We start from the raw sequence: 12,562 nt of genomic DNA on the forward strand, positions 1-12,562 counted from the left end.
GGGTGCCGCCGCGCCCACCCGTGCCGCCCCGGCCGCACGCCTGCCCGCGGTCGCGGGCCTATGTCGCCAGGGTCACCTCTCTGTGGGCCGGGTCGCGTACCTCTCCCACCAGCAGCTCCAGTACGTCCTCCAGGGCGACCAGGCCCAGGGCCCTGCCCGACGCGTCCGTCACCTGGGCCAGATGGGTCGCCGCCCGGCGCATCACGGTGAGGGCGTCGTCGAGGGGCAGTTCGGGGCGGAGGGTCGTCATCGGGCGCCAGAGCTGCTGCGGGACGGCCCGGTCGGAGTCCTCGGCGTCCAGGACCAGGTCGAGTACGTCCTTGACGTGGAGGTACCCCATGAAGGCGCCGCCCTTCTGTGCCGCGACCGGGAAGCGCGAGTACCCGGTGCGGGCGGTGAGCGCGACGATCTCGCCCGGCGTGACCGAAGGGCTGACCGTGATCAGGGACTCGCGTCCGAGCAGTACGTCGGTGACCGGGCGGGAGCCGAGTTCCAGGGCGTCCTCCAGGCGTTCCTGCTCCTCCGGGTCGAGCAGGCCCGCCTGGCCGGCGTCCTCCACCAGCCGGTTCAGCTGCTCGCTGGTGAAGACCGCCTCGACCTCGTCCTTGGGCTCGACGTGGAAGAGCCGCAGAATGCCCTGGGCGCAGGCGCCCAGCGCGGCGGTGATCGGCCTGCAGAGGCGGGCGAAGGCGACGAGGCCGGGGCTGAGCCACAGCGCGGCCTTCTCGGGGGCGGCCATCGCGAGGTTCTTCGGCACCATCTCGCCGATGACGAGGTGGCAGAAGACCACCGCGGCCAGCGCGAGTACGTAGCCGAGCGGGTGGATCACGCCGTGCGGCAGGTGGATCCACTCGAAGACCGGCTCCAGGAGATGGGCGACCGTCGGTTCGGCGACCGCGCCGAGGGTCAGCGAACAGACGGTGATGCCGAACTGGGCGGCGGCCATCATCTGAGGCAGCCGCTCCAGGCCGTACAGCACCTGGCGGGCACGGGCGGTGCCGAGCGGCTCGATCTGGCTGCGGCGTACCGAGACGAGCGCGAACTCGGCGCCGACGAAGAAGCCGTTGGCGAGCACGAGCAGCGCCGCGAAGAGGAGTTGCAGGACGCTCATCGGGCGGCCTCCAGCACGGACACCGGCGCCGTTCGCACCAGCCGTATCCGTTCGGCGCGGTAGTGGCCGACCTGCCGGACGGCGAGCCGCCAGCCGGGAAGTTCCGCCCGGTCACCGACGGCCGGGATACGGCCGAGCAGGTCGGCGACGAGCCCGGCCACGGTCTCGTACGGTCCCTCGGGGGCGTCGACGCCGATGCGCCGCAGGGCGTCGACGCGGCAGCTGCCGTCGACGTCCCAGGCGGGGCGGCCGTCCTCGGGCGGGGCGGGTGCGAGTTCGGGTACGTCGAGACCGTCGTGCTCGTCGCGGACCTCTCCGACGATCTCCTCCACGATGTCCTCCAGGGTGACGACGCCGGCGGTGCCGCCGTACTCGTCGATGACGACCGCGATGGGCTGCTCGCTGCGCAGGCGGGTGAGCAGCGGTCGTACGGGCAGGGTCTCGGGGACGAGCAGCGCCGGGCGGGCGATCCGGCCGGTGGGGGTGCGGAGCCGGTCGTGCGCGGGTACCGCGAGGGCGTCCTTGAGGTGGACCATGCCGACGATCTCGTCGATCTTCTCCCGGTAGACGGGGAAACGGGACAGGCCGGTGGCGCGGGTCAGGTTGACCACGTCCTCGGCGGTCGCCGAGGACTGCAGGGCGCTGACCTTCACACGCGGGGTCATGACGTGCTGTGCGGTCAGTTCGCCCAGCGACAGGGTCCGGACGAAGAGGTCCGCCGTGTCCTGTTCCAGCGCGCCGGCCCGGGCGGAGTGCCGGGCCAGGGAGACCAGTTCGCCGGGGGTGCGGGCGGAGGCCAGCTCTTCGGCGGGTTCGAAGCCGAGCGCGCGGACCAGGCGGTTGGCCACGGCGTTCAGCGCGGCGATCACCGGGTGGAACAGCCGGGCGAAGGCGTGCTGCGGGCCCGCGACGAAGCGCGCGACCTGCAAGGGTCTGGACACCGCCCAGTTCTTGGGCACCAGTTCCCCGATCACCATCTGGACGGCCGAGGCCAGCAGCATGCCTACGACGACGGAGACGCCGGGTACGGCGCCCTCGGGGATGCCGGTCGCGGTGAACGGGCCGTCCAGGAGCTGGGCGAGCGCCGGTTCGGCGAGCATGCCGACGACGAGCGAGGTGATGGTGATGCCGAGTTGGGTGCCGGAGAGCTGGAAGGACAGCTCCTTCAGGGACTCGACGACCCGGCGGGCACGTCGGTCGCCGTCGGCCGCCGCCTGCTCGGCGTCGGGGCGTTCGACGGTCACCAGGCCGAACTCCGCGGCGACGAAGAAGCCGTTGGCGAGGATGAGCAGGAAGGCGGCTGCCAGGAGCAGCAGGGGGGTGGTGGTCATGATGCCGCCGCCTGTGGGGAGTCACAGCAGGGGGCGGCGCAGGTACTGCAGGACGATCCGTCCATCGCCGGAGGGAGTCACTCCTCGGGTAGCGGGGACCCCCGCGCACCGGGCGGAGCGACAGGGGCGAGGACGCGACGGCCGCGTCCTCGTTCCCAGATTAATCACGAAAAGGGTGCCCGCGGCAGGGTCGCCGCTCCGCGTCAGCCGCGGGGAGCGTCGGGGGTGGCGGCGGAACGGGCCGCGACGAGGGCGCGCAGAGCACGCGCGTCCTGGATGGCGCGCTGCCGTGCGATGCCCGGCTGGATGCCGAGCGCGGGCAGGCTGGTGCCGTCGCTGAGGTCGAGGAAGGCCCAGGGGTCGCCGTCGCGGAGGTTGACCTGGAGGATCTCGGCCCAGGCGAGGCGCCGCTTGTTGGTGAGGTTGACGACGGTGACGCCCGCCTCGTCGGCGGTGACCCGGGGCCGGGCCAGCAGGAGCAGGACCCCGGCGAGGAGGAGGGCGGTCAGCACGAAGCTGAGGCGCTCCCCCGTGCCGAGGCCGTCCAGCAGCATGCCGACCGCCGTGATGGCGGCGAACGTGGCGACGGCGAGGACGACCAGGACCGCACGGGTGCGCCCCGGCCGGAAGGTCACGGGCAGTGCGGGCAGGTCCGGCGTGGTGTCGGGCATGGCGTCGCTCCGGGTGGCGCTCAGAGACGGCAGGCGTGGATGGCCGTGGTCAGGATGGCCCGGGCACCGATCTCGTACAGGTCGTCCATGATCCGCTGGGCCTCCTTGGCGGGGACCATCGCGCGGACGGCGACCCAGCCCTCGTTGTGCAGCGGGGAGACGGTCGGGGACTCCAGGCCGGGAGTGAGCGCGACGGCCTTCTCCAGCTGCTCCACCCGGCAGTCGTAGTCCATCATCACGTACGTCCGGGCCACCAGGACGCCCTGGAGGCGGCGCAGGAACTGCTGCACCTTGGGCTCGGTCGTCTCGTCGGGCTCCGCGCCGGAGCGGCGGATCACGATGGCCTCGGACTTCATGATGGGCTCGCCGAAGACCTCCAGGCCCGCGTTGCGCAGGGAGGTCCCGGTCTCGACGACGTCCGCGATGACCCCGGCGACACCGAGTTCGATGGCGGTCTCGACGGCACCGTCGAGGTGGACGACGGAGGCGTCGACGCCCCGGTCGGCCAGGTGGGCCGCGACGATGCCCTCGTAGGAGGTGGCGATGGTACGGCCCTTGAGGTCCTCGACGCCGTTCGCGGTGCCCGGCTTGCCGGCGAAGCGGAAGGTGGAGCGGGCGAAGCCGAGCGGGAGGATCTCCTCGGCGTCGGCGCCGGAGTCGATCAGCAGGTCACGGCCGGTGATGCCGATGTCGAGCTTGCCGGACGAGACGTAGATCGCGATGTCGCGGGGGCGGAGGTAGAAGAACTCGACCTCGTTCGTCGGGTCGACGATCCGCAGTTCCTTGGACTCGCGGCGCTGCTGGTAGCCGGCCTCATGCAGCATCTCCCCCGCGGGGCCTGACAGGGAACCCTTGTTGGGGACGGCGATGCGCAGCATGAGGTCGGCTTCCTTTGCGTGAAGGGGTGAAAAAAAGGGGGCTGGGGCTTTACAGGTGGGCGTAGACGTCGTCCAGGGAGATCCCGCGGGCGACCATCATCACCTGGACGTGGTACAGCAGCTGGGAGATCTCCTCGGCCGCCGCCTCCTTGCCCTCGTACTCGGCGGCCATCCAGACCTCGGCGGCCTCCTCGACGACCTTCTTGCCGATGGCATGGACCCCCTTGTCCACCAGCTCGGCGGTGCGGGAGGTGGCGGGGTCGCCGTTCGCGGCCTTGTGCTGGAGCTCGGTGAAGAGCTCCTCGAAAGTCTTCTTGGACATGGTGGCGCCCACTTTACGCGTAGTGCCGACCGGCCTAACGCCACGGTTCGGATACTGAGCGGAGGGTGGCCGCCGTGGCCACCGCCGCGGTCACCGCCTCGTGGCCCTTGTCCTCGCTGGAGCCCTCGATGCCGGCCCGGTCCAGGGCCTGCTCCTCGGTGTCGCAGGTGAGGACGCCGAAGCCGATGGGGACGCCGGTCTCCACGGAGACCTGGACGAGGCCCTGTGTCACGCCCTGGCACACGTAGTCGAAGTGGGGGGTGCCGCCGCGGATGACGACACCGAGGGCGACGATCGCGTCGTAGCCGCGGCCCGCGAGGACCTTGGCGACCACCGGCAGCTCGAAGCTGCCGGGGACCCTGAGCAGGGTCGGCTCGTCGATGCCCAGCTCGTGCAGGGCGCGCAGGGCGCCGTCCACCAGTCCGTCCATCACCTTGTCGTGCCACTGTGCCGCGACGACGGCGACCCGCAGGTCCCCCACGTTGCGTACGGACAGCTCCGGTGCACCCTTGCCGCTCACGTGTCTCCTCGTGTTCCTTGCTTACTGGTTGCCGCAGGTGGACACCGGGGTCGTGTCCAGCCAGGGCAGGTCGTGCCCCATCCGGTCCCGCTTGGTGCGCAGGTAGCGGAGGTTGTGCTCGCCGGCCTGGACGGGCATCGGCTCGCGGCCGGTGACCTCGATCCCGTGCCGGACGAGGGCGTCGCTCTTGTCCGGGTTGTTGGTCATCAGCCGCACGGCGCGCACGCCGAGGTCGGTGAGGATCTGGGCGCCGGCGCCGTAGTCGCGGGCGTCGGCGGGCAGGCCGAGTTCCAGGTTGGCGTCGAGGGTGTCCCGGCCCCGCTCCTGGAGCTCGTAGGCGCGCAGCTTGGACATCAGGCCGATGCCGCGTCCCTCGTGACCGCGCAGGTATACGACGACGCCCCGGCCCTCGGCCTGGATGCGGTCCAGGGAGGCGTCGAGCTGAGGGCCGCAGTCGCAGCGCTGGGAGCCGAAGACGTCACCGGTGAGGCACTCGGAGTGGATGCGGACCAGGACGTCCCTCCCGTCGCCGATGCCGCCGTGGACGAGGGCGACGTGCTCGACGCCGTCGACGGTGGAGCGGTAGCCGTACGCCGTGAACTCGCCGTGCCGGGTGGGCAGCCGGACCTCGGCCTCGCGGCGGACGGTGGGCTCCTCGCTGCGGCGGTAGGAAATGAGGTCCTCGATGGAGATGATCGTCAGCCCGTGCTTGCGGGCGAACGGGATCAGCTCGGGCAGCCGCAGCATGCGCCCGTCCTCGCCGGCGATCTCGACGATGGCGCCGGCCGGGCGCAGGCCCGCGAGGCGGGCGAGGTCGACGGCGGCCTCGGTGTGGCCGTTGCGGACGAGTACGCCGCCGGAGCGGGCGCGCAGCGGGAAGATGTGGCCGGGGCGGACCAGGTCGGTGGGTTCGGCGGTGCCGCTCGCCAGGAGCTGGAGGGTGGTGGCGCGGTCCGAGGCGGAGATGCCGGTGCTCACGCCGTGCGCGGCGGTGGCGTCCACGGAGACGGTGAAGGCGGTCTTCATCGACTCGGTGTTGTCGTCGACCATCTGCGGGAGGCGGAGCCGGTCCAGTTCCTCGCCCTCCATGGGGGCGCAGATCAGGCCGCGGCACTCGCTCATCATGAAGGCGACGATCTCCTCGGTCGCCTTCTCCGCGGCGATGACGAGGTCGCCCTCGTTCTCGCGGTTCTCGTCGTCGACGACCACGACCGGGCGGCCGGCGGCGATGTCGGCGACAGCCTGTTCGACGGGGTCGAGGGCGAGGTCCTCGTAGCCGTCCGTGCTGTAGAGGATGGGTGCCGTGCTCATGCGGGCGCTCCTTCCGGGACGGGCCGCGCCGCGGTGCGGGAGCGCAGCCACCAGTCGCGCAGGCCCCACAGGACGAGCGCGCCGTAGATGACGTAGACGAAGCCGGAGAAGGCGAAGCCGTTGGCGAAGTTCAGCGGGACGCCGACCAGGTCGACCAGCAGCCAGGCGAACCAGAACTCGACCATGCCACGTGCCTGGGCGTACATGGCAACGACGGTGCCCACGAAGATGTAGGCGTCCGGCCAGGGATCCCAGGACAGGGTCGGATAGGCGGTGAACAGGCCGCCCACCGCGAGGGTGCCGACGGCGGCAGCGGCGAGCAGGGTGCCTCGCTCGCGCCAGGTGGCGAACCGGACGGCGATGGAGCCGTCCTGCGTCTGCTGCCGGCCGCGGTTCCACTGCCAGAAGCCCCAGGCGGCGACGGCCATGACGACGATCTGCTTGCCGGCGCTGCCGGAGAGATGGGCGGTGGCGAAGGCCGTGAAGAGGATGAGCCCGGAGACGAACTGCACGGGCCAGGTCCAGATGGAGCGCCGCCAGCCGAGCGCGAGGCCGAGCAGGCCGATCACGTTGCCGATCATGTCCGACCATTTGATGTGCTGGTCGAAGAGCGTGAACGCCTCGGAGTTGAGCCAGTTCACTTGGTATCTCCCGGGACGGCCCGGGCGCCGAGCAGGCGCTCGACGTACTTGGCGATGACGTCCACCTCGAGGTTGACCGGGTCGCCGGGCTGCTTCAGGCCCAGCGTGGTCAGGGCGAGGGTGGTGGGGATGAGGCTGACGGTGAAGAAGTCGGGGCCGGCGTCGACGACGGTGAGGCTGATGCCGTCGACGGTGATGGAGCCCTTCTCCACGACGTAGCGGGCCAGGTCCGCGGGCAGGGAGATCTTCACGAGCTCCCAGTGCTCGGAGGGCTTGCGCTCCAGGATCTCGCCGGTGCCGTCGACGTGGCCCTGCACGATGTGCCCGCCGAGGCGGGCGCCGACGGCGGTGGGACGCTCCAGGTTGACGCGGGAGCCGGTGGTGAGGACGCCCAGGCTGGAGCGGTTGAGGGTCTCGGCCATCACGTCGGCGGTGAACTCGTCGCCCTCGTGGTCGACGACCGTGAGGCAGACGCCGTTGACGGCGATGGAGTCGCCGTGCTGTGCCCCTTCGGTGACCAAGGGGCCGCGCAGGCGGAAGCGACAGGCGTCGTCGAGCGTCTCGACGGCGGTGATCTCGCCCAGCTCTTCGACGATTCCGGTGAACACTTCCCGGGTCCTCCTGCCTCTTCGGGCACGGACTCCGGGGCTGTCGGGAACGACAGAGATCACGAGCGAGGACACCGGGAACGACGCCGGACGGGACCCGCCCGGCGACGGGCGAGCCCAGAGGTCGGCGGCGCACACGTATGCTCGCCCGCCGCGCACTGCCTCCCATCCGGACTTTAACCGTCGGTCCAGGAATTTCACCTGGTCAACCGGTCGCTGGAGGCGACCGGGTCGCGGACTGTAACCGCCGGTTCGGACTTTCACCGACCCCGGAGTGCGCTGCTTCTGGTACAGGGCCAGTGTGCCACGCCTGATCGCCGTCCATGCGGACAGAGCGTGTGGGGTGGCTCACAGGAAGCTCCTCCGCGAGGTCCGGCCGCGCCGCGGCCGTCCCCAACCGAGCCTCCTCCGCCCTGCCTTGAGATTGGTCCATACCTATTGACTCACTGGTCTAGTCCTCTCTAGGGTCTGCGCAACTTCCGTGGAGAGGAACCGACTGTGCCTTCCCCGTCACGCTCCAGATCCCGCCACAGAGCGGGGCCCGCCCTGTTCGCGGCGGTCGCCGCCGTCGCCGGCCTGCTGCTCGCCGGCCTCCCCGCGACCGCGTCGCAGGCCGCCGACCAGGAGACCTGTCGCCCCGACGGCCTCTACCGCACCCCCGGCGTCGACGTCCCCTACTGCTCGGTCTACGACTCCGCGGGCCGCGAGAAGATGGGCGCCGACCACCCGCGCCGCGTGATCGGCTACTTCACGGGCTGGCGCACCGGCAAGGACGGCAAGCCCGCCTACCTCGCTTCCGACATCCCGTGGGACAAGATCACTCACATCAACTACGCCTTCGCACACGTGGACGGCGGCAACAAGCTCTCCGTCGGCTCCGACAGCGCGAAGAACCCGGCGACCGGCATGACGTGGCCCGGGGTCGAGGGCGCCGAGATGGACCCGGACCTCCCCTACAAGGGCCACTTCAACCAGCTGACCAAGTTCAAGAAGCAGCACCCGGACGTCAAGACGATGATCTCGGTGGGCGGCTGGGCAGAGACGGGCGGCTACTTCGCCGACGACGGCAGCCGCGTGGACTCGGGCGGCTTCTACTCGATGGCCACCAACGCCGACGGTTCGGTCAACCAGGCCGGCATCGACACCTTCGCGGACTCCGCGGTCGACTTCGTGCGCGAGTACGGCTTCAACGGCGTGGACATCGACTACGAGTACCCGACGACGATGAAGGACGCGGGCAACCCGCTCGACTGGTCCTTCGCCAACGGCCGCCGGGCCGGTCTGGTCAAGGGCTACGCGGCCCTGATGAAGACGCTGCGCGAGAAGCTCGACCACGCGGGCGCCGCGGACGGCAGGCACTACCTCCTCACCGTCGCCGCGCCGTCCTCCGGTTACCTGCTGCGCGGCATGGAGACCTTCCAGGTCCAGAAGTACCTGGACTACGTCAACATCATGTCGTACGACCTGCACGGCGCCTGGAACGAGCACGTGGGCCCGAACGCCTCCCTCTTCGACGACGGCAGGGACTCCGAGCTCGCCGCCGCGGGCGTGTACACCACCTCCCAGTACGGCGGCATCGGCTACCTCAACACCGACTGGGCCTACCACTACTTCCGCGGCTCGATGCCGGCCGGCCGCATCAACATCGGCCTGCCGTACTACACACGCGGCTTCAAGAACGTCACCGGCGGCACCGACGGACTCTGGGGCAAGGCACCCTCCACGGACTGCCCGGCCGGCTCCGGCCTGACCAAGTGCGGTGACGGCGCGGTCGGCATCGACAACCTGTGGCACGACCTGGACACGGGCGGCGAGGAGTCACCCGCGGGTTCCAACCCGATGTGGCACGCGAAGAACCTGGAGAAGGGCGTCGTCGGCGACTACGTCACCGACTACGGCTTCCCGGCCGACACCAAGCTGACCGGGACGTACGCCCGCAAGTACGACTCCACCCTGGTCGCGCCCTGGCTGTGGAACGCCGAGAAGAAGGTCTTCCTGTCCACCGAGGACGAGCAGTCGGTCCAGGCCAAGGCGGACTACGTCGTCGACCGCGGCATCGGCGGCACGATGGTGTGGGAACTCGCGGGCGACTACGCCTGGGACGCGGGCAAGGGGCAGTACGTGCCGGGCTCGACGCTGACCGGCACGATGTACGACACGTTCAAGAACGCCTCCCCCTACGGTGCCGAGCGCGCCACGACCGACCTGCCGGCCGAGGCGCTCGACGTCGACGTGGAGTTCGGGCAGTTCCCGCTCGGCGACTCCAACTACCCGATCAGCCCCAAGCTGAAGATCACCAACAACACGAAGACGGCCCTGCCCGGCGGTACGGAGTTCCGGTTCGACTACGCCACCTCCGCGCCCGGCAACGCCAAGGACCAGTCCGGCTGGGGCACTTCGGTGATCCGCAGCGACCACACGGGCGGCAACGTGGGCGGCCTGAAGGGCGACTACCACCGGGTGTCGCTGAAGCTGCCGGCCTGGCAGTCGCTGGCGCCGGGGGCGTCCACCGAGGTGGACTTCGTGTACTACCTGCCGGTGTCGACGCCGTCGAACTGGACGGTCTCCTTCGGCGGGAAGACGTACGCCCTGGCGGGTGATCTGTCCCGGGGAACGACCGTGGTGGAGCCCGGCACTCAGACGCCGGGCCCGACGCCCACGCCCACCCCCACGGGAACCGGGTCGCCGAACCCGAGTCCGAGCCCGACGGACGGTACCGGGCAGTGCACCGCCCCGGCCTGGGACGCGGCCACGCCGTACGGCGGCGGCACCACGGTGTCCCACGAGGGGCACTCCTGGAAATCCAAGTGGTGGACGAAGGGCGAGGAGCCCGGCACCACCGGTGAGTGGGGCGTCTGGCAGGACCTCGGCGCCTGCTGACCCCGGCGAGACCGGCCCGGCGGCGGTGACGAAGGCCCTTGCCCGCCGCCGGGTCTCCCAACGCACGCCGGGCCCCGAGGCGCCCGCCGGGCTTCTGGCAGGGTGAGACGCATGACGACCGCGACCGCCCAGGAGTTCGAGCGCCACCGGCCCCGCCTGTTCGGCCTGGCCTACCGCATGCTGGGCTCGGCCGACGAGGCGGAGGACACGGTCCAGGACGCCTACCTGCGCTACAGCGGGGCCGACCGGGCGGGCATCGAGCAGCCGGCTGCCTGGCTGGCCAAGGTCGTCACCAACCTGTGCCTCGACCGTCTCACCTCTGCCCGCGCCCGGCACGAGACCTACGTCGGCACCTGGCTGCCGGAGCCGGTCCTGACCTCCGACGGCACCCTCGGCCCGCTGGAGTCGGCCGAGCGGCGCGACGCCGTGTCGACGGCGATGCTCGTCCTGCTGGAGCGGCTGACGCCGACCGAGCGGGCGGTGTACGTGCTGCGCGAGGCGTTCGCGTACGGGCACCGCGAGATCGCCGAGGCGCTGGATCTGTCCGAGGCGAACTGCCGTCAGCTCTACCGGCGGGCCGTGGCACGGATCGGTGAGCCGGGGACGCGGTTCCCGCCCTCGCCCGAGCGGCAGGAGGAGCTGGTCAGGTCGTTCCTCACGGCGGCCCGCGACGGCGACCTGGCCGGGCTGGAGAAGCTGCTCGCCGAGGACGTGGTCTGGTGGAGCGACGGCGGTGGCAAGGTCACCGCGGTACGGCGCCCGATCGAGGGCCGCACGAAGGTCGTCCGCTTCGTGCTCGGCGGACTCCCGAAGTTCACGGCCGGCTGGGACGTCTCCGTCACCGAGGTCAACGGCGCCGGCGCGCTGGTCGCACGGGTCGGTGACACGGTCGTGGCTGTCCTGTCCTTCGAAGTGCGCGACGGGTCCATCACGCAGGTGCAGGCCATGGTGAACCCGGACAAGCTGGACTTCGTACGCCGTCAGCTCGGGCAGCCCTGACATTCCCTCGCCGGAAGTGTCACATCCGGCACCGGCCACGCCGTCCCAGCTGACGACAGGGCGCTCCGTCCGGGAGCGTCCGCCGTGGCGAAGGGGCTGAACAGAATGACCACGATCCTGGTGACCGGCGGCACCGGCACGCTCGGACGGCTCGTCACCGAGCGGCTGCGCGCGGACGGGCACGAGGTGCGGGTGCTCAGCCGGCACGCCCAGCCGTACGCCGTCGACCTGCGGGCCGGCGGCAGTGCTCTGGACGTGGCGCTCGGCGGTGTGGACACCGTCGTGCACTGCGCGACCAGCCCGCGCGGCGGCGACGAACGGGCGGCAACGAACCTGATCGCGGCGGCGCGGCGGGCCGGGGTGGGGCACCTGGTCTACATCTCGATCGTCGGCGTGGACCGGGTGCCGCTCGGCTACTACCGGTCCAAGCTCGCCGTCGAGCGGCTGGTGGAGGAATCGGGGCTCGGCTGGACCGTGCTGCGGGCGACCCAGTTCCACGACCTGGTGGTGCAGGTGCTCCAGGCGCTGGCCAAGACGCCGGTCGTGCTGCTGCCGGCCCGCGTCTCCGACCAGCCGGTGGAGGTGGCGGAGGTCGCGGAGCGGCTCGCCGAGCTGGCCGGTGGCGCGCCCGCCGGGCGGGTGGCGGACCTGGGCGGGCCCGAGGTACGGACCTTCGAGTCGCTGGCCCGCGCCTATCTGGGCGCGACGGGGCGCCGTCGGGCCGTGGTGAAGTTGCCGCTCGCGGGGAAGGCTTACCGGGGGTTCCGCACGGGCGGGCACCTCGCGCCCGAGCGGGCGGTGGGCAAGGGGACGTTCGAGGAGTACCTGGCGGGGCGGTTCGGCGGCGGGACGGACGGGCGGCGCGGATGAGCGGACGGGCGTGGCTGCGGGCGGGGCTGGGGCTGCTCGCCGGAGCGCAGGCGGTGCTGGGGCTGTGGATCCTGCTGCTGCCCGAGCTGTTCTGGAAGTGGCCCTGGGTGTCGCACCTGCCGCCCTACAACGAACACCTGCTGCGGGACTTCGGCGGGGCGAGCGTCGCGCTCGCGGTGGTGCTGTGCTCGGCGGTGGCGGCGATGGAACGGCGGCTCGTGATCACGGCACTGGTGGCCTACCTGGTGTCCTCCGTGGCCCACCTCCTCTTCCACGCCCAGCACCTGGAGCCCCTGTCCGCGGCGAGCGGCGCGGGGTTCATGGCGCTGCTGGCAGTGGCGGTCCTGCTGCCGACGGCACTGCTGTGGCTGGCGGCGGACGGGGCGGCCTTCCGGGAGCCCGAGCCCGCCGGGCGCCCCG

At 71.4% G+C, this 12,562-nt stretch carries 13 protein-coding genes and 1 riboswitch; of the genes, 4 read left to right on the forward strand and 9 right to left on the reverse strand.

All coding sequences use genetic code 11. The features are described 5' to 3' along the window. Positions 1 to 58: 58 nt before the first annotated feature. The 9 genes from EBH09_RS05690 to EBH09_RS05730 form a co-directional block, all read right to left on the reverse strand. On the reverse strand, positions 59 to 1,111 hold the full coding sequence (locus EBH09_RS05690; RefSeq protein WP_121746256.1) for a hemolysin family protein: 1,053 nt from the start codon (positions 1,109 to 1,111) through the stop codon (positions 59 to 61). After that, the gene (locus EBH09_RS05695; RefSeq protein WP_121745864.1) at positions 1,108 to 2,442 is read right to left on the reverse strand and encodes a hemolysin family protein; all 1,335 of its coding nucleotides are present in this window, start codon (positions 2,440 to 2,442) and stop codon (positions 1,108 to 1,110) included. Before EBH09_RS05695 ends, EBH09_RS05690 begins: the two co-directional genes overlap by 4 nt. A gap of 203 nt (positions 2,443 to 2,645) precedes the next feature. Beyond that, positions 2,646 to 3,113, reverse strand: coding sequence for a PH domain-containing protein (locus EBH09_RS05700; protein WP_121745865.1), 468 nt, complete (start codon positions 3,111 to 3,113; stop codon positions 2,646 to 2,648). 20 nt (positions 3,114 to 3,133) lie between these two features. Next, on the reverse strand, positions 3,134 to 3,991 hold the full coding sequence (gene hisG / locus EBH09_RS05705; RefSeq protein WP_121745866.1) for an ATP phosphoribosyltransferase: 858 nt from the start codon (positions 3,989 to 3,991) through the stop codon (positions 3,134 to 3,136). A 49-nt stretch (positions 3,992 to 4,040) separates the two neighbouring features. After that, positions 4,041 to 4,313, reverse strand: a complete 273-nt coding sequence (locus tag EBH09_RS05710) for a phosphoribosyl-ATP diphosphatase (RefSeq protein ID WP_030951748.1) — start codon at positions 4,311 to 4,313, stop codon at positions 4,041 to 4,043. Positions 4,314 to 4,347: 34 nt separating this feature from the next. Beyond that, positions 4,348 to 4,833: a 6,7-dimethyl-8-ribityllumazine synthase gene (ribH, locus tag EBH09_RS05715; protein WP_121745867.1), complete on the reverse strand. Its 486-nt coding sequence runs from the start codon at positions 4,831 to 4,833 to the stop codon at positions 4,348 to 4,350. Positions 4,834 to 4,854: 21 nt separating this feature from the next. Further along, positions 4,855 to 6,144, reverse strand: a complete 1,290-nt coding sequence (locus tag EBH09_RS05720; RefSeq protein ID WP_121745868.1) for a bifunctional 3,4-dihydroxy-2-butanone-4-phosphate synthase/GTP cyclohydrolase II — start codon at positions 6,142 to 6,144, stop codon at positions 4,855 to 4,857. Beyond that, positions 6,141 to 6,785, reverse strand: a complete 645-nt coding sequence (locus EBH09_RS05725; RefSeq protein WP_121745869.1) for a nicotinamide mononucleotide transporter family protein — start codon at positions 6,783 to 6,785, stop codon at positions 6,141 to 6,143. Before EBH09_RS05725 ends, EBH09_RS05720 begins: the two co-directional genes overlap by 4 nt. Further along, positions 6,782 to 7,393 (reverse strand): riboflavin synthase, encoded by a 612-nt coding sequence (locus EBH09_RS05730; RefSeq protein WP_121745870.1) that lies wholly within the window; start codon positions 7,391 to 7,393, stop codon positions 6,782 to 6,784. Before EBH09_RS05730 ends, EBH09_RS05725 begins: the two co-directional genes overlap by 4 nt. A gap of 151 nt (positions 7,394 to 7,544) precedes the next feature. Next, a riboswitch (FMN riboswitch) is annotated at positions 7,545 to 7,675 on the reverse strand. Between the two features lie 216 nt (positions 7,676 to 7,891). Here EBH09_RS05730 and EBH09_RS05735 point away from each other — a divergent pair. The 4 genes from EBH09_RS05735 to EBH09_RS05750 form a co-directional block, all read left to right on the forward strand. Continuing rightward, positions 7,892 to 10,273, forward strand: a complete 2,382-nt coding sequence (locus EBH09_RS05735; protein WP_121745871.1) for a chitinase C-terminal domain-containing protein — start codon at positions 7,892 to 7,894, stop codon at positions 10,271 to 10,273. A gap of 111 nt (positions 10,274 to 10,384) precedes the next feature. After that, a complete protein-coding gene (locus EBH09_RS05740; RefSeq protein WP_121745872.1) occupies positions 10,385 to 11,272 on the forward strand; it encodes an RNA polymerase sigma-70 factor in 888 nt (295 codons plus the stop codon). A 105-nt stretch (positions 11,273 to 11,377) separates the two neighbouring features. Then, the gene (locus EBH09_RS05745) at positions 11,378 to 12,142 is read left to right on the forward strand and encodes an NAD(P)H-binding protein (protein WP_121746257.1); all 765 of its coding nucleotides are present in this window, start codon (positions 11,378 to 11,380) and stop codon (positions 12,140 to 12,142) included. Beyond that, positions 12,139 to 12,562, forward strand: a 424-nt coding sequence (locus tag EBH09_RS05750; RefSeq protein ID WP_238697194.1) for a hypothetical protein, incomplete at its 3' end; no start/stop codon positions are given. The genes EBH09_RS05745 and EBH09_RS05750, both read left to right, overlap by 4 nt.

Source organism: Streptomyces sp. E2N166 (genome assembly GCF_003671715.1).
Classification (GTDB): domain Bacteria; phylum Actinomycetota; class Actinomycetes; order Streptomycetales; family Streptomycetaceae; genus Streptomyces; species Streptomyces thinghirensis.